Genomic DNA, 24,370 nt, shown 5'->3' on the forward strand with positions numbered 1-24,370 from the left:
TTTATTTCTTAATCAATTTAGCATTAGCAGTTTTATTATTATCCGTTTTTATCGTCACCAGATAAGCTCCCTGAATCAAATTCTGAGTATTGACCTTCGTCACTTTATTCTTAGTTTTTAAACTTTGAAGCTGTCTTCCACTCATATCGTACAAAATAATATCTGCTTCTTTAAATTCAAAGCCTATTTCTACATAAGCATAATCTGAAACTGGATTTGGATAAATTTTAATATCCTGTTTCTCAATTAGCTGATCTAGTTGTTTATCTCCAAGCTTCACAATTTTCCAGTTCTCTTTTCCAAGCTCTTCGGCACTGGTGCCCGCAAGGATAATTGAGCCGTCTCTGTTCAGTTTCAAATCTGAAAGCCTTTCTTCACGTTTTCTGGATTCTCCTTTTATGTGTTTTCTCCACTGCTCATTTCCGTCTTGGTTTAGATACAACATCCAGAACGTTTCATCCTCATTTTCTATACGACCTTCTGCCTGAGTATAACCGCCTAAAAGGATTCCTTTAGAAGTTTTGTCATCTGCTGAATGAATGATACTCATTCCCATTAAAATATCGCGGTTCTTGAAATTGTAAGATTTTTGCCAAATCTCTTCCCCTCTTTCATTCAGTGAAATCAGCCACAGATCGGTCCCTTCTTCAATACCAACGATTTTATTGCCTGATCGTTCGGATCTGGATTCTCCACCGATGATATATCCATTTGATGTTAACGCCAATGTTCTCAAATGATCATCTCCTTTACCTCCATAATTCTTTTCCCATTCTACTTTTCCGTCTTTTGAAAGTTTAATGATCCAATAATCTCCTTCCCCGAAGTTTTCTGTTTTCTTCGAACCTCCTTGATTACTTCTAGAATAAACTCCCAGTAAAGCTCCGCCATCTTTTGTAGGGATCATTTTCTCTACTTCATCCAGCCCTTTTCCGCCTAAAACTAATTGTGATAATTCTTTTCCGTTTTTATCCAGTCTTACGATCAAAATGTCTTTTGAACCATAACCTTTAGCTGAATTCTGAACATTACCTGCTACAAAAAATCCAAGATCTGTTGTCTGAATAACTGATCTTGCTTCTTCATCGGATGCTGATCCTAAAGTTTTTTGCCAAAGTTCGTCTCCAAATTCGTTGAGCCTAATTAGCCAGATGTCAGAACCACCTTTGGATTCTTCTTTTTTATCCAGCCCTTTCGCTGAATATGAGGTGCCTGAAAGCAAAAATCCTCCATCCTGAGTCGCAACGGTTGAGGATAAAAAGTCATGGTTATTTCCCACAAAGAACTTTTCCCAAACCTCTTGGCCTTGTTGATTTAATTTAACCAAATGGAAATCATAGCCATTGTTTTGTTTACTTCCTTCTTTTTGAAGTTTATTGCTCTGAATCGAGCTTCCCGTGATCAAATACTGTTGATCTATTGTTGTAGTGATTTGGCTTAAAAAATCCTGAGTACTGGATTTGATATCTTTTTGCCAAACAACCTCCTGAGCCGACAGACCCAAGATTGTGCACATCGTAAATGCACTCATGTAGAGTTTTCTCATCTATTTGTGTATGTTAGTTTTTTTTTAATTTTGCAAATTTAACGTTTTTTAACGCATTCAAGTCATGTTAATGTGATTTAATATAAGTTTTTATCATCTAGAGGTCTTTTCATAACACAAAGATATTTCAGCAAAGCGACAAAACCTGTCGTATTAAAACAGGTTTTAGTATTAAGAACCTAAAAAAAGGAAATTCAATTAGGGACACTGCAAAAATCTGTAATGTCAGCATCGGAACTGTTCAGAAAGTGAAAAATAATTTTATTTGACTCTATATTGCTACTATTTATTTTAATGCATTGATAATCAAAGTTAACTATTTTTGTATCGGGAAATAGTAAGTGTTTTAAGTTGCATATGATTACAATAATATAAAAAACCTTTAAATTCAATGTTTAAAGGGTTTTGTATTAGTTTTGCATTTTGTTTCAGAATTTAACATTACAGAATATATATTCTATTTGTTTCTATTTCAAATGTATTAAAAAAGGGGTTGCTATCCTGGGTACGTATGAGCTTATCAACAGTTTCTTTTGGAATGACCACAAGTCCATGATGGCTGATAATTTCGTATTTATACTGTTGCTTTACCTCCTTTATTCGATGTTTAGCCTAGTAAAAATTATAGGTTGCCTTTAGAATACGGTCTTGAAAATATTGAATCATGTTCACGGCCTCTGACTTTCGTTGTATTGTGGTCAGAAAGCCTTTTTCATCGTAGCTCATTTCCAACTCGCTTACTTTTTGTCCACTCCATATATCCTCCATTCGTACCGGGTTTCTGTTCTTATCGTAAGTGTACTTTTCGATTTTGGAGTCTGAACTGGAAGGTGCATCGGTGAGCTGTAACATAAGTCCTTCCTTGAATTGGTATAACTCAGAAGGTGCTTTCTCTGCAGCACAGCCATTATGCAGAAACAGCACAGCAGGAAGTCCATTCAGATAGTAATACGTCTTTTTTTGATAACACGTATCCTCACTGCCGTTTTTTTTACGAAAATTAAAATACTCTGTGCGTTCTTCTGCCTCAAATTTATTTTCGGTATAATAGCGATATTGCCAGGAAGAAAATTCATTTTCAGCTGTCAGTCTTTTCCAAAGATCTTCATTAGGCAAAGATCCATTAAGAATCATTTTGTCTACACCGGGAACAGGCTCTCCCTGCCCGTCACTGTTCTGTAGCCTATTTGGCATTTGTGAATTCAATAAAAAGATTCGGATAAGATCAATTTTGTTTTTCTTATCATATCGGTAACTGCTGACATTTACAATGCCATTCCGATAATCTATCTTTGCCTTTTTATCAATTAATCCCTGTACTTTGTAGTAATATCTGGTATAAAAAGCAGTATCAGTTTCTTTATTATCATAGCGTATGGTAATCATGCTCTCTATAAAGCCGTCAGGATTAAAATTGTAGATATATTTCGTTCCCATTTTTTCGTCACTTTTAAGCAAAATACTTTTTACTTTATTGCTTTTCATAAAAGTAGGATTGAACGGAAAAACCGTTTTTGTAAAATAATCATCCTCCTCAAATGGTGCAACGTTATAGAAAGGTGTCACCTGTGCCTTTCCTACAATCACAATACCACACACCAAAATAAGGGTGAGTAAATACGTAGGTTTAAGTTTGGGATATATCATACTTTTGTTTATTAAGTGGTGTCTATTTGAAGAAACTATTGGTATTGATCATTTACACGCAATGTTTGCAATCAAATAATCAACCTCCATTTCTTCACCAAATGTACTTAAAAACTGATAGTTCCGTTCAGAAATTTAATAGTAATACCGATTTGTCCCAAATGATAGTATACGTTATGATGATCTGTAAATAAAAAAAAATACAGATTCTGCATCAGCAAATAATTCTTAACAATACAATAAAAAAAGTCAATACTTAATCAGTTTAAAAGTTATGATAACTTCCTGGTTGAGTATTGACTTTTTTTATTACTAAAACCTTCTATCAGCATTCTTTCTTACATGCTTCGCTATTTCATTATCAGTTTCCAAAATTCACAAAATGCGGAACCTCTGTCGCAAAACTGTTCATTGGTAAAAGGTTATTTCGATTGCTGTTAAAATCAAAGACTGAATTATTATCAAAAGGAACACGGGGGTAATAGGTAAAAGAAATCTGAATCCTGTTGAAAACCAGAAACGGATTATTAATTAAGACACCAACTCCTATTTTGGTGTTCATTTTTGTATTGAGCAGTTTATCATCGGGCATACCCAGCCAACCTGCAGCCATTGTTAGATAAGGACTGAAATGGAAATTTTTCCAGGTTTTATTGATAAACAGCTGAAGTTGATATCTTAACACCAGTTTTTTAGTTCCGATATAATCTGAGTTGTACACCGGAAATTCATCTGCAGAAGAAAGATTGATCCGGTCGATATAAGAATAATTATGCTGTGGATTTCCTAACGCCAGAGTCGGAGAAAAGAAATGTCTCACTTTGGCAAATTTCCAATCCATAAGATTGGTAAAATAAGTCCCGTCCAGGCGGAATGACTCACGATTTTGGCTATCTTCATTAAAGAATCTTCCGAACTGAGCTTTCACAGTGAAATATCCAAGGCGTGTAAAATCCCCATAAGATGCAGAAACTCCCACATAAGGTTTCACATTACTGCTTCTTGACAACGCTCCACCGATAATATTCACCGAATTACCATAGGCAACATCTTCCGGCAGATCATATTGAAAAATATTCTTTTGAACTGAAAAGTTCCTGCGGATAAATCCTACAGACATCAGAAAACTGCTGTAAGACTTGAAATATTTGTACTGGTCGATTTCCGGGCTGTCTTTATACTGGTAGTTTTGAACTCTTCCTATGATGGCAATATTACTGGATACTTTTTCGCTTGCACCAGAGGAAACTGGAATCTGATAACCACCCCATAAATCCTGGCTGTACGCTTTGATCTGAACTTCAGGATAAGTAATATCTGTTTCTATCGGAAGTAAAACATTTCGCTTAAAATATTCAAAAGTAAATCCACCTGCCCATTTCGTAAGGGGTGAAAAGAAGTCTCTTCGGACATTGAAATTGACTCTTTCATTCCTCGAAAAATCACGCTCCCCAAGAAGCTGAGCATTGATATAAGAACCGAAAAGATTATATGCGGTATAACTTCCCTGAACATAATTTTGTTTTTCTTTGGAATCATTTCTATAAAGGAAATCAAATGTGTGCCCCAGCCCCAGTACATTTTCTTCAGTAACGCCCAATCCAATTTTGCTTCCGGAGTAGCTGACTCTCGGTTTCAGACTCCAGGAATCAAGAACTCTTACAACCACATCAATGGAGTCTTTACTGGAAGTACTGTCGGAAACACTGATGTTAACTCTGTTTACAAAAGGCATTGTTCTGAGCAAACGTTCGGATTCGTAGAGTTTCTGAGCATTGTATTGTTCACCTTCCTCAAAAAGCAAATAATTATTCACCGTAGAGTTTTTTGTTTTGGAATGAAGATGATCTGTCAGCCAGTCGTACCACTTCAATCTTTCTTTATTATCTTTTGAACCGTATCCGAAAGGGTCAATGGTCTCTATCCGGATTTTTCTGATATATTTTTTGTTATAAGTTTCCTGTGCCAGTTTTTCAGTCCGGGACTTAACGGAAGTAGAATCCGCCTCTCTTCGGAATATGAGGCGGTGAATAAATTTGGTCACTTTTCTTTGATCTGAAAATTCTTCTATTTTATAATAAAGCGAATCCTTTTTTTCCTGTGCTTTTAAAGAAAAAAAACCACTTAAAAAGAAAATTAAAACTATAGCTGACTTTTTCATTAATAATCAAAATTCAATAAGGTTTGTACTATCAATTTATAAGCCAATAAGGGCTCAACAGATGATAATATATTTTTAATGTGAAAAAATAAATGTAAGCAAATTTTTAAGTTGATTGATTTAAAAACGTAGACCATTTTCTATAAACAGCAAGCTTTTAGAATTTTATAAACAAAAATCTATGAAATTTTTATCATCCGCCGGAAATACAAACAGTGATTTAATAAATCAAAAATAAATGTCTCAATATTGAGACATTTGTCGTAAATTTGAGGCAATTAAAAATAATGGATACGCAACAAAGAATTATTGATACAGCCATAATAGTCTTAAACGAGAATTTTTCAGCAACAATTGAAGAGATCGCAGCAAGCTGTAACCTTAACCGCAGAACTTTGCACAGGTACTTTAAAAGCAGGAACGAACTATTAGAAGCTTGCAACAAAAATATGATGACAGCTTGGGAAGAAATGGCTATTAAAGCCTGTAACAGTTCTGTCAATCCCATCGTACAGCTGGAAAATCTATTATATGCGGGTATTGACAGCGGAACAAAGTATGCCTTTTTAATTAAACTGAATGAAGTGGAGCCTACTTACGAAGTTGAAATAAGTAAAGACTATTTAAAAGCAATAAATGGTTTATTCGATGCAATACTGAAACTGCAAAAAGAACAATTGATAGATAGCCAGCTGCCATTACCCTGGATAAGAATTCTATTCACCAGCGTTATTACAGCAACCATCACTGCATACAGGTCCGGAGATATTGCTCCCAATGAAGTAAAAAAACTAGCCTGGAATTCATTCAGCAGAAGCATAGGCTTACAATTAAATAAATAAAAATGATACATTCCTTTTTAATGATAGGCCAATCCAATATGGCGGGGCGGGGCTACGCAAATGAAGTCCCTCCTATCTTTGATGAGCATATTAAAATGCAGAGAAACGGATTATGGCAGATGATGTCTGAACCTATTAACTATGACCGTCCCAGTTCAGGTGTTGGACTTGCTGCCTCATTTGCTGCTGCCTGGAGACTGGATAATGAACAAAACGAAATTGGATTGATTCCATGTGCGGATGGAGGAACGAGCCTTGATGATTGGGCTGTAGGGAGTGCTCTATTTGAAAATGCAGTGTCACAAGCCAGGCTTGCCCAGCGAACAAGTGAGATTAAAGGGATTTTATGGCACCAAGGCGAAAGTGACTGCTCTCCTGAAAAGGCAGGCAGGTACCAGGAAAAGTTTTCTGCAATTATTGATGCTTTGCGGAAAGAACTACATATTCCTGAAGTACCACTTATCATTGGAGGTTTGGGAGATTATTTATCAAGCGGAATATTTGGCCAGTACTTCACTCATTATCCTTTGGTCAATAAGGAACTGGAGCTTTTTGCCCAATCTCATGAAAACTGTTATTTTGTTAGCGCAAAAGGGCTTACGGCGAATCCTGACGGAGTTCATTTCAATGCTCATTCACAAAGGGTACTGGGAATAAGATATTATCAAGCATACCGTGACCTTAAGAACTTTTTAGATCCTATCATGGATGAAGCCAGTATATTGGACATCCTCTATAACCGCCATTACACCAAGACAGAAAAGATTAAACTCCTGGAACACGAATTTGCGATCGGGAATATTGAAAGTAAAGATTATTTAACCCAGTTAACAGCAATTGGGCAAGAGTAAAAGAACATTCTAATATTTTCAACATACACTGCCAACCATAGAAAAATCCAACATCTTTACGATATTGGATTTTTTTATTATGCTTAATGGATGTTTTATTCAATATTAAATATCGATAATCATTAGCAAATCAGAAGCAACCGATATTCACCATCGTTTTCTACAGGAGCTCTATGAACACATGGCAATGCTTGTTGTTCCGGATGATCTACAGCGATCCGCCAAAGGTGCCCTACTCCTAAATTGACAGGTGCTGCATTGGGTTTAGGTTGATAATGCAGATCGAAAAAATACTCTTTCAGAAAGTCTTCAAATTCTTCTTCCGGACCGTCATGTAATTCCTTGAGCTTTTCCCGGATTTCCGGAATCATAATTTTCTGCTCCACCTGATCATTTGGAATGATATCACTGGCAGCTCCATAATAGGTACATAAAAAAGTGTCCGTTGCAACAGGCGAACGATCGACATGATATGAATATACATCGGTTGATATGAAACCAAGTTCCTCATCCCGTTCATAGTTTTTAAGCAAATTAAGAACTGGGGAAGCTCCAAACTCTGTCAACAACTGAAAATCATTTACAATAATCTCCCTTGCCATATTCCCTTTTTCCGACAGCTTTAATGATAGAAGGTCTTCAACGGAAACTTCGGTAATATTTTCATCTAACTGAAGTTGAGACACAATTTCTTTAAAGTCCCCTGCTAAGTTTCTGTGCCAGCAAATAGCATTCATTGCTCCCTGAAAACCTGTATTCACCAGTTCAGAAAAGTTGGATACTACTTCAATTTGATGATGATCAGAAAATATATTGCTCATATTTCAGAATAAAAAATTCAGTTATTTAATGCTCTGCAAAAATAAGGAATAGATGAAAGGTACTGCTATATTATTACCTTAAACATTAAAAGAAAAGTATAAATCATCCCTTTAGAATATAAAAAACAGCATCCTCTTTTGGAGAATGCTGTTCGTATATAAGGTTATTAATTTCCAGTTTTGTTTTTACTTCTTCAATATTTTTTCTGTTACTGTAGAAGATTTTGTTTTAAGTTTAATGTAATATACTCCTGTCTGAAGAGAGGATAATACTACTTGTTCCTGCATCATATTCAAAGTTCCTTGTTTTACGAGTTGTCCCGTAGCCCCAAAGATTTCATAGGAAACCAAAGGCTCTTTACTTCTGATAGTCAATACATCCTGCACCGGATTAGGATACAATTGTATTCCTGCCTGAACAGCTGTTTCTTCTACTGACATCTGAGTACATGCCGATTTAGCATATTTTGTAAAAAAAGACTGAGATTTTCCTCCTAATACATTTACAGCCATTGTATTGACATTATCATTAGGGTCTGTAAACAATTGGTCATGAAAAAAACCTCCTACTACATAGTTACCATCTTTATCTGCAGCCACTGCTGTAAATTCATCTATAACATTAAAGTTACTGCGAATCTCTCCTGCTCCTAAAACAGCTCCCGTATCTTTGTTAAGCCTAACCAATAAAGGATCTGATCTATCTCCATCAGGACGTGTCATGGTATAGCTTCCCCAGATATCAGACCAGCTTCCTTTGGCAAATGCCACTTCATTTCCATTAATAGCAATTGTTCCTTTCGTAAAACGATATCCAAACTGAAGACCGGACATTCCCTCAGGTGTTCTTGCCCACTGTACAGAACCCGAAGCATTCATCTTTACGACAAACGGAACGGCTTCAACATAATTTCTCAAAGGAAAAGTATAATTTCCAAAAGTTGCAGGTACCGTTATCCCGTTAAAATACCGTCCTGAAATATAAATATCCGAAGTAACCGGATCTTTGAGGATAGAGTGAATTTCATCATCATTACTCGCTGTGCCGTTATTTAATTCTTTTCTCCATACCTCTGCTCCGGTAGTACCATCAAAGGCCAATACATAAGCCGCTTTTGTAAATGGAACATTATTGTAGGAAAGATCAATCAAGTTACTGGCTCCTGCATCCATTCTTTTACCTGCAATATAATAACGGTTCAGACTTTCATCATATACCATATTTACTTTTCCCTCTCTTCCTACAGCATTTATAGCATCTCCGGTAATAGGAAGAAGCACTGGAGCTGCCGGTGTCATATTTCCATTCGCAGTATCATAATTGAATTTAACGGCATAATACTGATAAGTAGAAGTATACGTTGAAGGCACTGTAATCAATCCATTCAAATGAGTTCCTGCCCTAAAGCCCATCACCGCATGGATATTTTTGGACGAATCCATATACATCATCTGAACATCGCACATACGGGAGAAATAATTAACATCCCCCTGCAAAGATTTGCTCCACGCCAATGTACCGTCAGAAGTATTGTATTTTAAGAGAAAAGCTGCTTTGTGTGCAGGATCAATAGTTTGATCATAGTGCGTATACAAAGGCAGTGTATGAGTATCATCAAAATGTACAGGAATAGCATTCGGATCTCCGATATACGAATTGTTATAAATGGTAGCCATGATGTATAATCCTCCATTATTATCCACCTTAATATGCCAGGCATTTTCTCCGTCTCCCGTACCACCTATCGGTCTGGACCATCTTATATTCCCTTCACAATCGGTTGAGAATAAAAAAAGATCATTGAGCCCATAATTGGTTACAGAGGTACCATTCAGGTTTTGCCCCTGCTCCCGCATAGTTGCAAGATAATACGTATTGTTGTTGTTATCCACTACAATATCCCGTATGGATTCATCAAATACATAATGAAACCCCGGATCAGCCGAACCTGTTATCCCGCCTGCCTGTTTTCCCCACTGCCATTGGTAGGTCTGGCCAAAAGATAAAGCTGGCAGCATCAGAAGCAGTCTCCACAGTTTGTTTTTTAATTGTATCATAAAAATTCTTTTAGTTATCATATACTATAAAAAAACAGCGCTCTCCGAAGAGAGCACTGATTTATAAATCACTAATTTTTAATTAGTTTTCCTTGTAATGATGTGTCTCCCGTTTGTACAATGACAATGTAAACACCTTGCAACCAGCTGGAAATTTCCACGTCTACCTCACCGGAAGCCGCTTTCACTTCTTTACGGAATTTGATATTGCCCATGGCATCAAAAACTGTAATCTGTTTTGCCAGTAATTTTTCATTACCTGTATTATACGAGATTTTCACTTTTTCCTTCGCAGGATTTGGTATCATTTTCAGAGAAGAAACTGCAGTAACTGTAACGCTTCTTGATGCACTTCTCATACCCATCCAGTCCGGATCTACCGCTTTGGTACTAAACTTACAAGTTTCATTAGAGAATAAGATCTCATCCACTCCTTGGAAATTTGGATTTGGATAGAATGCCAATGGATTAGCATTCATATCATATACCCCTCCCGCTGGAATGGTGATAATAGACGGAATATAAGTTCCGTATCCATTAACACTTGAAACATTCAAGCTTATCGGCTGACCTCCTGCATTGTGGATTGTTCCAAAAACAGCGTAATGATCTCCAACCCATTTCATTCCTTTAATTTCTCCTTCAATCTTACAATCTGTTTCGTATCCACATTCTTTACCTGGATAATAATTCATGGTTCCGGATGTATACTGACATCCTAAATGATTAACCTGTAATTGGTAGGTACCCGGAGCTCCAATATATAATGGGAAAATGAAATTATTGTTTCCACTCTGAATACTGTTTCCGAACAACATCCAATCATGGTGATCAAATACTCCTTTTGGTCCCAGAATATAATTCTTCTCTCTAAGACATTCGTCATAGCATCCTGTAGGGAATACCCACATCAGACTTTCAAGACTTAATGGTACTTCTACATAATTAGATACTGTACAACCGCTTGGTGCCGTATAAATAACCTGATAAGCACCTCCTTCATTTACAGTGATTGACTGACCTGACATTCCATTGCTCCAGTTATAATTTCCTGCAGATGGTCCTGATGCAGTTAACTTAATTCTATAAGGCTGGCAGCTCACCAGGCTATAAGCTATCGTAACCGGTGATGGTGGGGCACTTACTGTAACGGTAAAGTTTTTAGAACTCATACATCCTGATGCACCCGGAGTTCTTACTTCCAATGTATAAACATACGTACCTGCTGATAGTGATCCTGTATTGAAAGTAATTGGATAAGGACCAGGTGCCCATGGAGCTGATGCCAGAGCACCATTTTTCTTCCATTGGTATTCCAATGTATTATCTGTTACAAGACCGCTAAGTGTTGTAGAAGATCCTTGACAGATATTCGTTTTTCCTGATATGTTAACATATGGAGGATTTTTAAGCGTTACCGGTATTGCCTTAGTACTCATTACACTTGTTCTACATCCATCTGATGATACCAGCACCGGCCAGTAGCTACCTGATTGAGTTGGAGTAAATACAGGAGAGTTTGGTGCTCCTGCTACAGGCTGAGAACCATTCATCCAGATATACTGGTTAGGAGTTCCAAGAGTACTGGTGAATACGATATTAGGAGCACTTCCTATACAAGCTACAAGAGCAGGAGGCGCCATATTACCATCAAGAATCGCTTCTTTCACACTAATATTAGTTACAGCAGAAACATATTCACATCCATTAGGTGTTTTAATTTTCAGCTGTATCGTTTTTGTTCCGCTCGTATTATACGTTATCGTAGCATTCGGTCCTCCCGTTACATAAGACGTACCATCAAATATCCATGTGTATGTATTTCCAGGAACATATGACAGAGGAGAGAACGTGATGGCTTCACGCACACATATCCAGGCTGGAACCAGGAAGCTTGTACTAGGAACCGGAGCCAATGTAACAGTCTGCGTTGTAGTACACGTTGGTTTTCCAGGTGCAGACACTGTCATTGTAAAGGTATAAGTACCCGGCGCCAGATTGTTATAAGTAGCCGTCTGACCTGTTTGAGTAGGTTGTCCCGGACTCGTAAATGTATAAGTAATAGATGACGGATTGATTTCAAATATAGTAGAAGTATTGAAAAGAGTCACATTATAACCCCCTCCGTTACATACTGTACTTACATTGAATTTAGGCTCGTAGTTCTTTCTTACCTCAATTCCTCTGCTATACCAGCAAGTACCATATCTAAGACGCACAAAAACAATATGTGCACCAGCAAGATTAGTCTGATATACCGGTGAAGCTGTTCCCTGACCGGAAACTAAAGTAAGTACACTATCTGATAACCATTGGATCTCATTAGGAGTTCCAAGGTAGGATAAGCCTGAAACAGAAATCGTATTACAGCCTGACCATGAAGGAACAAAACTGATCTGAGGATCTGTTGTACAGCTTCCACTGCTCGGACAAGACTGAGTAACATTGATATTTTGTGAGGAAACCACACAACCATTAATATCTACCGCCTGTACTCTATAGGTTCCAAAAGCACCTGCACCCCCTATGGTATATGAGTTAGTTGTAGCACCTGGTATAATTGCATTGTTTTTATACCATTGCCAGGATACAATATTAGTAAGTCCCGTAGAACTGTTAGCCGTAAGAGTATACGGTGTCATTGTTGTTGGGTCACAAACAGCAATATTATATACCGGAGAAACCGTAATAATGGTTTCAGGATATATTGTAAAGTTAGCACTTGCTGTTGGCTTATAATTACATCCATTAGTTCCAGAATAAGTCACAGTAACTACCTGAGAAACGTTACTTCCTGAAGTATTTGAGATATACCCATTATTCGGGAAACTGTAATTTCCAGCTGGATTGAAAGCGGTAGTATACGTTGTTCCGTTAGCAAATGTAAAAGTAACATTTGTAGCCGAAGTAATCGTTCCCTGATTGACAGTGAAAGACAGGTTCGAACCTAAACAAAGTCCACCAACATTCGTAAAGCTAACTGTTGGAAGCGTTAGTAAAGATACCGGTATGCTGATAATTTTCGTTACCCCGCATTTTACGATTTTTAAATTCAGAGTCGTGCTGCTTGTAGAAGAGATCTCATTGAAATTTACCGTAATATTCGCTGTACCTTGTCCTCCTATCACACTTCCGAAGTTAGAACTTCCAAATGTCCACTCCATAAATTCAGGAACAATTCCATTCAGATTTGCACTGAAAGTCTGAGTACTACTCGGACAGAAAGGTCCTGGGTTAGGATTGATCGTAATCGTATTAAGATCCAATGGCGCTACATTGAACGAAATTGGAGCTGATAAACAACCTGCATTACTGATCGATTTATTCTGTGCTGACACTGTATATGATGAAGCACCAGCATTAAATATAACCGTTACAGAAGAACCTGCATTACTACCCTGGATGGTTCCGTTGGTAACGCTCCAAACCGGTACCATTCCAGCATCAACAGAGCTGATGGTATATACGTAAGGTCTTCCAGGACATACTTTAGTCTCTCCTGAAATAGTTCCTGTAGGCGGCTGTGGAATTGGTAATACTTTAATAATTCTTGAGTTGCTTTCACAACCTCCTCCTTGCTTAACAGCAGTAATAGTATAAGTACCTGCTGTTGTAAAAGGATAAGTAAATGGTCCAGATACTACTCCCGATGTAACAGTAGAACCTCCCGTGGTTACTTTCCAGATAACAGGTACATTAGGTGTAGCTGTAAATGTCTGGCTTGTTCCTGCACAGATTTCATCTGCACCACCGCTTATTGTTACCGGTGTTTCTACTACGATATCAATAGAAGCAGTTCCTTCACATGATAACAGAGTGTTGAAATACGTTGCTTCAAGATGGTAAGTACCTGGTTGACTTGCTGAGAAAACAATTTCGTTTCTCTGCTGAGTATTCACCAACTGACCTCCTGCAGGTCCTGACACATTCCAGTTAACTTTGGTTGTAGGCCACTGAGGAATTGAATAGGTATACTGCTTACCAGCACATACCACATCCTGTCCTTTCACTTTTGCATTCTTTAAAATCACAGGGATTTTAATAGTAGTCCATTCAGGGCAAGCACATTCAGACATGTACATTACATACCCGAAACCGTCAAGCGGATCTACCTGATCCCAAATTACTTCAATGTCGTTACCGTTATTGGCAACAATTTGTCCACCGATAACTTTCCATTGTCCTTTATTACATCCATCCTGTGCATTGTACTTCTCTCTGCTTCCTTCGCAAACTACAGAAGCACAGTTGATCTGTACAGGATATGATTTCAGAACCTTAATCTCTTTTTTAAATTTACTCTGACATCCGCACTTATTGGTTACAGTAAGCTGAACCGTATAAGTACCAGCAGTAGTGTAGGTGTGAGACGGCTCAAAAGCGGTGGATGTGGAAGTTACTCCATCTCCGAATTGCCAGTAATAATTGATAATATCTGACCCTCCGTTTTGTTCGGAAAGATTATCAAAATACACCGTTGTATTGTTACATACGGTAGCATCCAGATTTAACAATTCAAATTTAGCAATAGGTCTGTTGATTTTTTCAATACAGATGGTCTGTGTTTCCACAGTTCCGTCATTGTAAGTGATCACAGCCTGTAAAGAACCATTACCGGCAGCCCCCCACGTAACATACGCTAAGGTATTCCCGGTTCCGGAAATGGTAGCAGTTCCTCCTGAAACCGACCATTGTACATTAGAAACATTGGATCCCTGAACCAGATATTTGACAGGGTCTAATGATTTTTCGCAGACCCGGAGGCACTGGGAAGAATTGATGTAGGAACTGGCGATTCCGTTGTCAGGGATCTGACCTTCTTTTTCGCCGCGGAATTCCTGGCATCCGACCTGTTCGGTCCATGTAATTTGAGCTTGTGCTTGTAGTGCCCAGGGCACCAAAAGCCAACATAGCAGGAGCCATCTGAAGACGTGCTGCCTACCAAAATAGGTGTTGTTTTTCATAGTTATTAAAAAAGTGTTACTAATTTTTTGTCAAATTAATAAAAATAATAATACAAAAATCATTTAATAGTTAAAAAATAACATTCTTTCACAGTTCATACCCAACAATATAGATGAATTCCTGCATATATGTTATTTCACCACTATATTAGTTATGCGAAAAAATTTAAGAATTCCCCAATTACTGGAGCTTTAGGTGTTTTTTCAACAAATAAAATCCTATATTTTAATCATATTAAAAACCAAAATAATGACCAAGAATTGAATTTGTGTATTTTTTCCTAAAAAAATAATATTTAGATTAAAATTAATCGTATTCAAAATCACAAGAAAAACAAACTATTTTTACATAATATACTTACTCTTACAACAAGCTTTTATGTGATCTTTATATTCTGCTTTATAACGAACCACTATGAGTATCGTAAAGGAGAATTGCTGACAAGATTAAAATACTTTATCTTTGTTTTTCGAGGCTTATCATAAATATTTATTTGAAGATCTTCCCTATGAAAAACAACAGCTTTTTATTTTCTGCAAAAGGAATTTTTACCGCAGCTTTTCTCTCTGTAAACACAATCGTTTACGCTCAGAAAACAGCAGATATTTCAACTATTTCAGAAAAGACACTCAATACGATCCTGGAGAAAAACAGATCCTATTATACACAAGGTAAAGTGGCAGATTATATTCCTGAATTGGGGAAAATGGATGCCAAAGCAATTGCCTTTTCAGTGGTAGACAAAAATGGCAAAGTATTCAGCACCGGTGACGTAAATAAAAAATTCACCATGCAGAGTATTTCCAAAATTATATCATTAATGGTTGCTGTCAGTGAAAAAGGAGAAACCCATATTTTTGACAAAATGGGATATTTCGGTTCCGACAAACCTTTTAATCATTTTTCCAATCTTGAAAGTACAGGCAAGCCCCTTAATCCGATGATGAATGCAGGAGCTATCCTTACCACTTCATTAATTTCAGGGGAAGGTGAGAAACCATTCCTTAAAATACTGGACATGGTAAGATATATTACCAAAAATCAAACGATAGAGTACAATAAGTCTGTTTATGAGTCTGAAAAATCAACAGGACACCGAAACCGTGGGATGTTTTATATTATGAAAAACAGTGGATTGATTTCAGGAAACGAGGATCAGCTGGATAACTATTTCAAACAATGCTCTATTGAGCTTACTGCTGAAGATCTGGCGAAAATAGGGTATTTCTTTGCCAACCAATGTGTAAGATTTGATGGTGATTCAACATATAAAAATACTGACATGGCAAAATTAGTAGAATCACAGATGCTAACAGCAGGAATGTATGAATTCAGCGGCGAATATTCCAGAATGGTAGGACTGCCCAGCAAATCTGGCGTAGGTGGCGGAATTACGGTAAGCGTTCCGGGAAAAATTGGAATCGGCGTATTCAGCCCTGCTTTGGATCAGCATGGAAATTCTTTAGCCGGATACCATATGATCTTAGACCTGGCGAAACAGTATGGATTAAGTATTTTTTAAATCGTAACAACCTATTCATTTACACTTAATAAACAATATGGGTTTATAATTGATTCAAAACAACCTTTTAAAGGATATTAATCAGAAAAATTCTTAACGATTAACACATTCAAAAACAGTAAGTATATCAGATACTTACTGTTTTTTTTATGAATTTCGAAAATATAATTTAATTATTTCTTAAAATTCCTATCTGTTTATTTATCAAAATGATAGATAAAATTCATAAATAATTCAGATTAAATCACAATATATTGATTAATTTTACATAAATTCGCCTATCCGTTTTATCATATTGATAAAGGGAATTCTGACATTTCCGGACCTTATTCATGGTATATTATCTTTTTGTAATATACCCGAAAACAAATCTCCCTTTTTTGAAATATTTTATTTTTTATTCCTATATTTGCTTAACATTTTTTTAACTATAACTATTTATAATTAAAATTACTAAGATTGTATCGTCACGTTTCTAAGAATAAGAAAACAATAAATATACTTTAATAGTATTTGAACAATTGATATTTTTCTATTAAAAAATCATTATCAAATTGCTTTTATGATTAAAGATATATTATAATTTTATTATTTTTATTTCCTCATAACGGGATATCGTCGTTTATACCGATGATATTGATGTTTTGTTATGAGATATCATTAATCATTTCTATACCGTAAATGCTATGAAAAACTTGACCAAAATCAGGCTAATGCCTTTTGAAAAACCGGAGATCACCCTACTATCAGACAATCTATTGATAAATAATAGATTATTGAATAATTACCAAAAAACGATTCAAACCGTTGACGATTTAACAAAAACCAATTTTATTATATCATAACAAAAAAAGCCATTGCCTTATTACCGAAAGGCACAGCATTTTGTTATGAAACTCTTGCTATCATTCAATAATTATCACGCCATGAAAAAACTAACCATTATTGGACTGACGCCTTTTGAAAAACCGGACGTTAACCTTATCCCTAGACTACATCAGGCGGGTGCATTTCCCGTTCTAAGTTTAGGAAATGAGTTAACAGCCGCACAGGAAGCGTTACATCAACTTGACCAGATAGACGTACCATCATATGGTATTTATTTTTCTAACGACAATTTCACATCTCTTCAAATTCCTGAAAAAGTAAGATTTGCGATCCTTCCGTTCGGAATGTCTACCCCTTCCAACCTGCCTATCGTTTATCAAATAAGCAGTGTGGAAGAAGCCAGACAGGCTGAACAATTGGGAGCAGCAGGAATCATTATAAAAGGAAATGAAGCAGGTGGGCTGGTAGGCTATGAATCTACTTTTATATTATTCCAGCGTGTGATCAAAGAAATCCAGAACATTCCGGTGTGGGTGCAGGGAGGAATAGGTCTCCATACCGCAGCGGCGTTTAAAGCATTAGGAGCAACAGGAGTTGTACTGGACAGCCAGCTGGCTCTGTTTCCTGAAAGTTCAGTTCCTAACGAACTGAAAGATGTATGCTCAAAACTGAATGGTACAGAAACTAAGGTGATCGCGAACCATCGCGTATTGGTAAGACCCAACTCACCTGCATTGCCTGAAAATGCAACGGCTGAAGATCTGAAACAATACTTTACCGGTTTGGATCTTAGTACATGTTATATCCCCATGGGACAAGACATTTCGCTGGCAGCAGACCTGTATGAAGACTTCAAAACTCTGAAAAAACTGATTTTCGGATTCAAAGAAGCCATGTATGGGCATCTGAAGCAGGCAAAAGCTTTGAAGGTTATTGATAAAGATAACAATATGGCTAAGGAACTGGGTCTGCACTACCCTATTGCTCAAGGTCCTATGACCCGTGTGAGTGATGTTCCTCTATTTGCTAATGCTGTTGCTGATGCCGGAGCCTTACCTTTTGTAGCATTATCCTTATTGAAAGGAGAATCTGCAAAAGCTTTGGTGATGGATACCAAAAAACTGGCCGGTGAAAAAACATGGGGTGTAGGGATTCTTGGATTTGCACCGCAAGAATTAAGAGAAGAACAGACCTCTTATATATTAGAAGCGAAACCTCCTGTCGTTTTGATCGCAGGCGGAAGACCCGCTCAAGCTAAAGTGTTTGAAAAAGCAGGAATAAAATCTTTCTTACACGTTCCATCCCCTGCCCTTCTGGATATTTTCCTGAAAGAAGGCGCCAAAAACTTCATTTTTGAAGGACGTGAGTGCGGAGGCCATGTAGGCCCTCTCTCAAGCACAGTGCTTTGGGAAAAACAAATAGAACGTATCTTAAAAGAAGTTCATCCTGAAAATATCAGTGTCTTTTTTGCAGGTGGAATCCATAACGCTTTTTCAACAGCATTTGTTTCTATCATGGCTGCTCCATTAGCTGCAAGAGGAGTAAAAATTGGAGTATTGATGGGAACCGCTTATCTGTATACTCATGAAGCTGTACAGACCGGAGCCATTCAGGAAGAATTCCAGGTACAGGCAATGCAGGCAAAAGATACGGTCCTATTGGAAACAGCTCCGGGACATGAAACACGTTGTCTAAACACCGCATTCGCCAACCATTTCAGTGCAGAGAAGACAAAACTTCTTGCTGACGGAATGGATAAAAAACAGGTATGGGAGCAACTTGAAAAATTAAATGTAGGCCGTTTACGTATTGCGGCTAAAGGCATAGAACGTCAGGGTGACAAACTTGTTAATATTCCTAAGGATAATCAGCTTGACTTAGGAATGTATATGATCGGACAGGTAGCTACGATGCATAATCGTGTGATCTCCCTTGCAGCTCTTCATCAAAGCATCGTTGACAATTACGAGCATGTTCAGAATGCTGCTTTATCAGAAGAACCGGTTTCAATGGAAAAGCCACTGGACATCGCTATTGTAGGGATGGAATGTATTTTCCCCGGTGCTAAAAACCTTGATGAATACTGGAGAAATATCATTTTAGGAAAAGACAGTGTTACCGAAGTACCGGATGAAAGATGGAATAAAGAATTGTATTACCATCCTGATTCTGACGGACCGGATGTCTCTCACTCCAAATGGGGAGGATTCATTCCGAAAATAGATTTTGATCCATTAGCATTCGGAATTCCGCCACAATCCCTTGCTGCCATTGAACCTACACAATTGTTGACCTTATTGGTGGCAAAACGTGCAATGGAAGATGCCGGATATGGAGAAAAGCACATCAACAGAGACAACATTTCTGTCATTATAGGGGCTGAAGGTGGTAATGACCTTGCCAACAGCTATAGTTTCAGAGGATATTATAAGCAGGTTTTCGGAGAACTTCATGAAGAAGTAAAAGAAGCTTTCCCACATACCACAGAAGATTCATTCCCGGGGATTCTTGCCAATGTAATCGCAGGTAGGATTACGAACCGACTGGATCTTGGCGGCAGAAACTTTACTGTAGATGCGGCTTGTGCTTCTTCTTTAGCAGCTCTTGATCTGGCTTGCCAGGAACTTGTATTGGGCAAATCTGATATGGTTCTTGCAGGAGGTGCAGATTTACATAACGGGATCAATGATTACCTGATGTTCTCCAGCACGCATGCTTTATCCAGAAAAGGAAGATGTGCCACATTCGACAGTGATGCAGACGGTATTGCGCTTGGAGAAGGTATTGCGATCCTCGTCTTAAAAAGATCTGAAGATGCAGTACGCGATGGTGACCGTATTTATTCAGTCATCAAAGGAGTGGGCGGATCGAGTGATGGAAAAGCTCTTGGATTGACCGCTCCAAGACAAATAGGCCAGGTAAGAGCATTAGAGCGTGCGTATTCCCAAGCTGGGATCAGTGCGGCTTCTGTAGGTTTAGTGGAAGCTCACGGTACAGGAACCGTTGTAGGTGACAAAACAGAATTAAGTGCATTAACTAATTTGTTCAGCCGTTCAGGGGCATTACCTGGACAGACTCATTTAGGTTCTGTGAAAACACAGATCGGACATACCAAGTGTGCGGCAGGATTGGCAGGATTAATTAAAGCTTCCCTTGCTGTATATCATGGTGTAAAACCACCTACCCTTCACCTTCAGCAGCCTAATGCTTATTATAACGCTGAAACCAGTCCATTTGCATTCCATGCAGAAAGTGGATTATGGGGTGAGAAAAACCGTTATGCAGGAATCAGTGCCTTCGGATTTGGAGGAACGAACTTTCATGCGGTAATTGCGAATCATCCTAAGCAGGATAATTCAATCGTCATGCAGTCATGGCCTTCAGAATTATTTGTTTTCCGTGGAGATACTTATGAAGAAGCGAAAGGACAATCAGGTCAGATTAAAGCTTTATTAGAAATTAATGATGGTATTCCATTAAAAGATATTGCGTACAGTTTAAGCATCAGCTCAGAAAAGCCAATCCAGTTCAGTATTGTTGCTGATACCGCTGAGGATCTTATGATGAAGCTTGAACTCGTACTGCTAGGGATTGAGACAAAAGATACTTTTACAGTCAATAAAAAAGAAGGTAAAGTCGCTTTCACATTCCCTGGGCAAGGCAGTCAGAGAATCAATATGGCTCGTGATCTATTCGTAGTCTTCCCGGCTATGCGTAAGATTATCGATGATTATCCTGAGCTTGAAAAAGTAGTTTTCCCGGTTAAAACCTTTAATGAAGCTGATTTAAAAAAGCAAAAAGAAACCATTAAAGACACCCGTTTAGCACAACCCCTTTTAGGAATTGTTGATCTTGCATTAGCTAAGTTCTTAGAATCATTAGGGATTGTTCCGGATATGCTGGCAGGCCACAGCTATGGTGAACTCCCGGCTTTATGTTTTGCGGGTGTATTTGGAGAAGATAAACTGGTTGATCTAAGTGTTAAGAGAGCTCAATCTATCTTAGATTCAGTGGAAGGCGGTGATCCAGGTTCAATGCTGGCAGCAAGTGCTACCCCGGAACGTTTACAACCGATCATTGCTAAAGTGGAAGGATGCTATCCGGTGAATTTCAATGCTCCTACTCAGTGTGTTATTGCAGGAAGTACAGAAGCAATCAACACATTACTGGAAGTACTGAAACAAGAAGGTATTTCAGCAAAAAAACTGGAAGTAGCCTGTGCATTCCACAGTCCATTACTGGCAAAATCCAAAGGTTTATATGCTGAGGTATTAGAAGATGTTCCTTTTGGAGAAATGCAGATTCCTGTTTATTCAAATACTACAGCAGAAGTATATCCTACGAATCCATCAGAAATAAAAGAAAGACTTACCGATCATTTGGTACAGCCTGTAAAATTCGTAGAAGAACTTCAGGCAATGTACAACGACGGTGCAAGAATATTCATCGAAGTAGGACCAGGAAAAGTGCTTACAGGACTTACCAAATCCTGTTTAGAAAAAGATCAGCTTACCCTATATGTTGAAGACAACAGCCGAAATAAGTTTACCCATCTCCTTTGTATGCTTGCCCAATATTTAGGGACAGGACGCAGTTTCAATATCGATAAACTTTTTGACGGCCGAAGTGTTAAGGTGATTAATCTTAACCAGCCTGAGCTTTATAAGAAAAGCCCTGCCATCTGGCGTGTTAACGGGCAGACTGCCCATCCAACCACTGGTAATCTGCCATCTAATGGTGCATTACCACTCACAAACCCTATTCCCATGAACAATTTTACTCCTCATAACCAGCCCCCTGCAGTGGAAGCGCAATCTACCGCTGAACGTATGCTGCAGGAATATTTAAACAGCATGAAACTAATGATACAGGCACAGCGTGATGTGATGCTTTCCTTTATGGGACAGAATCCTCAGGCATTCCCTGCTCCTGTATATACTTCTCCGGTTGCGGCACCTGCTCATCAGCAAATGTCTGCTATTCCGGTTCAGCCTGTTCATCACGAAAAACCAGCAGCCGTTGCTGCTGTGAAAGAAGCTCCATCAAGAGATATCAAATCCTTATTACTACAGGTAGTAAGCGATAAAACAGGATATCCTCAGGAAATGCTGGGGATGGAAATGGACCTTGAAGCTGACTTAAGTATTGACTCTATTAAAAGAGTGGAGATCATCGGAACACTTCGTAACGAACTCGGAACTTTGGGTAACGGAAATACCAGCGAAGATACCGTTATGGAACAGTTGGCAGGAATCAAAACATTAAGTGGCTTGGTTTCATGGCTTACTGAGTTCTCAGGGGCGGACAAAGCTGTTACTCCTGAAAGTAATGGTTCAGCAACTGAACCTAATACATCAAAACCACAAGCTCAATCTACCTTATCACTTGAAGATCTTCAAAATGCTATTCTGAGTATCGTAAGTGAAAAAACAGGGTATCCGAAAGAAATGTTAGGGCTAGACTTAGATTTGGAAGCAGATCTTAGTATTGATTCTATTAAGCGTATGGAAATCATCGGTGATCTTAAAACCAAAATTGGTTTTGGTCAAAACCTTGAGCAGGCTGATGATGTCATGGAAAAATTAGCGGCTATTAAAACACTTCGTGGTTTGGCAAGCTGGATCAACGAAATGAGCGGTGACACTCCTGAAGTTAAAAATGAAATAAAGGAAACAGCCACTCCTGAAACAACAAATAATGTACTGTCACGTCTTCGTTTCGATATCACTCCAACCGATGCTTCTTTGGTACAAAACACTGAAGTTCTGCAGGGAAAACGTTTCGCTATCACACAAGATGACAGCAAGCAAACCTCAGCGATTAAAAGCGAACTGGAAAAATATGGAGCTATCGTAGAACTGGTAGATACAGAAAAAGATCTTTCAAACGTTGACGGATTAATTATGCTAGACCTATTCTCAGCGACTGACAAACCAAGCATTATCGATCACGTTGACTTGATTAAAAAACTGGATTTTGATAAAGTAAAGTGGGTGTATCTAATCTCAGATATTCCCGCACATCTTCAGGAAATAGCTGATGCACGTGTATTACGCCATCACCAGGGATATCCGGGACTTTTCAAAAGTTTGGCAAGAGAATTTGACAATACTACCTGCAGACTCATCAGCCTGAGCACTCCTCAGGAAGTAGATCAGATTGCTGAGATTACATTAAAGGAAATACTGACTAATGATAAACCTGCTGAGATCATTTATAAAAACGACCAGCGACACAGAGTAGACATCATCCCTTCCCCATTGTCAACAAGTCTGAGTGAAGCTCATATTCAATTAGATCAAAAATCTGTGGTATTGGTATTGGGAGGTGCACAGGGAATCACTGCAGAATTGGCAAAACACATGTCTCAGGCGTATCCTTGTACTTATATTCTGGTAGGAAGATCCGCTGATCCTAGAAATGAAGCATCTATTCTGAAGGAATTTGAAGGGATGAAAACCAAGGAAGAAATCAGAAGTTTCCTTATCAAGTCCGGAAAATTCACTTCTCCTGCAGAAATAGAAAAAGAAACGACAAGAGTTTTCAAAAACAATCAGATCCTACGCACGATCCGTGATATGGAAGAACTTGGAAACACTATTATTTACCAATCATTAGACCTTTGCGATGAAGAAGGTCTAGGCAACCTGATCAGCAGTATTTACGAAAAATATGACCGTCTGGACGGAGTCATCCATGGAGCAGGCCTTTTAGAAGATAAATTATTCAAACAAAAGACAACAAGTTCTTTCGGACGTGTATTTGACACCAAAGTGAAACCACTTCGTGTATTGGCTGAACAGCTTCGCTCAGACTGCCAGTTTGTAGTTCTGTTCTCAAGTATTGCTTCTGTATACGGTAACAAAGGCCAGACAGATTATGCCGCTGCAAACAGTGTACTGGATGATTACGCGAATGCTTTAAACAAAAGATTAAAAGGAAAAGTAATCTCTATCAACTGGGGACCCTGGAAAGGTGCCGGAATGGTTTCTTCCACCCTTGAATCCGAATACGAGCGTAGAGGTATTTCCATGATCCCATTGGATGAAGGGAAAGAAATCTTCCTTAACGAGATTAAATACGGAACTGAAAGCCAGGTGCTGATCATGTCAGGAAATAATTGGTAAAA

At 38.2% G+C, this 24,370-nt stretch carries 10 protein-coding genes; 4 read left to right on the forward strand and 6 right to left on the reverse strand.

Annotated features, from left to right (window positions below; genetic code table 11):
• Position 1: 1 nt before the first annotated feature.
• From AC07UM_RS18020 to AC07UM_RS18030, 3 genes are all read right to left on the reverse strand, one after another.
• Positions 2 to 1,546, reverse strand: coding sequence for a T9SS type A sorting domain-containing protein (locus AC07UM_RS18020; RefSeq protein WP_494681442.1), 1,545 nt, complete (start codon positions 1,544 to 1,546; stop codon positions 2 to 4).
• A 612-nt stretch (positions 1,547 to 2,158) separates the two neighbouring features.
• Complete coding sequence (locus AC07UM_RS18025; protein ID WP_494681443.1) at positions 2,159 to 3,193, reverse strand: hypothetical protein; 1,035 nt, start codon at positions 3,191 to 3,193, stop codon at positions 2,159 to 2,161.
• A gap of 361 nt (positions 3,194 to 3,554) precedes the next feature.
• On the reverse strand, positions 3,555 to 5,354 hold the full coding sequence (locus AC07UM_RS18030) for a hypothetical protein (RefSeq protein ID WP_494681444.1): 1,800 nt from the start codon (positions 5,352 to 5,354) through the stop codon (positions 3,555 to 3,557).
• Between the two features lie 287 nt (positions 5,355 to 5,641).
• Between AC07UM_RS18030 and AC07UM_RS18035 the strand changes: the two genes are divergently transcribed.
• Both AC07UM_RS18035 and AC07UM_RS18040 read left to right on the forward strand, forming a co-directional pair.
• The gene (locus tag AC07UM_RS18035) at positions 5,642 to 6,196 is read left to right on the forward strand and encodes a TetR/AcrR family transcriptional regulator (RefSeq protein ID WP_494681445.1); all 555 of its coding nucleotides are present in this window, start codon (positions 5,642 to 5,644) and stop codon (positions 6,194 to 6,196) included.
• Between the two features lie 2 nt (positions 6,197 to 6,198).
• Complete coding sequence (locus tag AC07UM_RS18040; RefSeq protein WP_494681446.1) at positions 6,199 to 7,047, forward strand: sialate O-acetylesterase; 849 nt, start codon at positions 6,199 to 6,201, stop codon at positions 7,045 to 7,047.
• A 122-nt stretch (positions 7,048 to 7,169) separates the two neighbouring features.
• Here AC07UM_RS18040 and AC07UM_RS18045 read toward each other — a convergent pair whose 3' ends face one another.
• The 3 genes from AC07UM_RS18045 to AC07UM_RS18055 all read right to left on the reverse strand — a co-directional run bounded on the left by AC07UM_RS18045 (position 7,170) and on the right by AC07UM_RS18055 (position 14,890).
• Complete coding sequence (locus AC07UM_RS18045) at positions 7,170 to 7,868, reverse strand: DUF1826 domain-containing protein (protein WP_494681447.1); 699 nt, start codon at positions 7,866 to 7,868, stop codon at positions 7,170 to 7,172.
• A gap of 186 nt (positions 7,869 to 8,054) precedes the next feature.
• The gene (locus tag AC07UM_RS18050) at positions 8,055 to 9,926 is read right to left on the reverse strand and encodes a T9SS type A sorting domain-containing protein (RefSeq protein ID WP_494681448.1); all 1,872 of its coding nucleotides are present in this window, start codon (positions 9,924 to 9,926) and stop codon (positions 8,055 to 8,057) included.
• Between the two features lie 71 nt (positions 9,927 to 9,997).
• Positions 9,998 to 14,890, reverse strand: coding sequence for a PKD domain-containing protein (locus tag AC07UM_RS18055; RefSeq protein ID WP_494681449.1), 4,893 nt, complete (start codon positions 14,888 to 14,890; stop codon positions 9,998 to 10,000).
• A 509-nt stretch (positions 14,891 to 15,399) separates the two neighbouring features.
• Here AC07UM_RS18055 and glsA point away from each other — a divergent pair.
• Both glsA and AC07UM_RS18065 read left to right on the forward strand, forming a co-directional pair.
• Positions 15,400 to 16,413 (forward strand): glutaminase A, encoded by a 1,014-nt coding sequence (glsA, locus tag AC07UM_RS18060; protein ID WP_494681450.1) that lies wholly within the window; start codon positions 15,400 to 15,402, stop codon positions 16,411 to 16,413.
• Positions 16,414 to 17,339: 926 nt separating this feature from the next.
• Complete coding sequence (locus tag AC07UM_RS18065; RefSeq protein WP_494681451.1) at positions 17,340 to 24,368, forward strand: SDR family NAD(P)-dependent oxidoreductase; 7,029 nt, start codon at positions 17,340 to 17,342, stop codon at positions 24,366 to 24,368.
• Positions 24,369 to 24,370 lie beyond the last annotated feature (2 nt).

Source organism: Chryseobacterium sp. GW821-FHT04C04 (assembly GCF_059420365.1).

Excerpts from the sequence above, each read along its gene's own strand:
- AC07UM_RS18040 (WP_494681446.1), top strand. The coding sequence starts at position 6,199 with ATGATACATTCCTTTTTAATGATAGGCCAATCCAATATGGCGGGGCGG.
- AC07UM_RS18045 (WP_494681447.1), bottom strand. The coding sequence starts at position 7,868 with ATGAGCAATATATTTTCTGATCATCATCAAATTGAAGTAGTATCCAAC.
- AC07UM_RS18065 (WP_494681451.1), top strand. The coding sequence starts at position 17,340 with ATGAAAAAACTAACCATTATTGGACTGACGCCTTTTGAAAAACCGGAC.
- AC07UM_RS18035 (WP_494681445.1), top strand. The coding sequence starts at position 5,642 with ATGGATACGCAACAAAGAATTATTGATACAGCCATAATAGTCTTAAAC.
- AC07UM_RS18030 (WP_494681444.1), bottom strand. The coding sequence starts at position 5,354 with ATGAAAAAGTCAGCTATAGTTTTAATTTTCTTTTTAAGTGGTTTTTTT.
- AC07UM_RS18020 (WP_494681442.1), bottom strand. The coding sequence starts at position 1,546 with ATGAGAAAACTCTACATGAGTGCATTTACGATGTGCACAATCTTGGGT.
- AC07UM_RS18055 (WP_494681449.1), bottom strand. The coding sequence starts at position 14,890 with ATGAAAAACAACACCTATTTTGGTAGGCAGCACGTCTTCAGATGGCTC.
- AC07UM_RS18050 (WP_494681448.1), bottom strand. The coding sequence starts at position 9,926 with ATGATACAATTAAAAAACAAACTGTGGAGACTGCTTCTGATGCTGCCA.
- glsA (WP_494681450.1), top strand. The coding sequence starts at position 15,400 with ATGAAAAACAACAGCTTTTTATTTTCTGCAAAAGGAATTTTTACCGCA.
- AC07UM_RS18025 (WP_494681443.1), bottom strand. The coding sequence starts at position 3,193 with ATGATATATCCCAAACTTAAACCTACGTATTTACTCACCCTTATTTTG.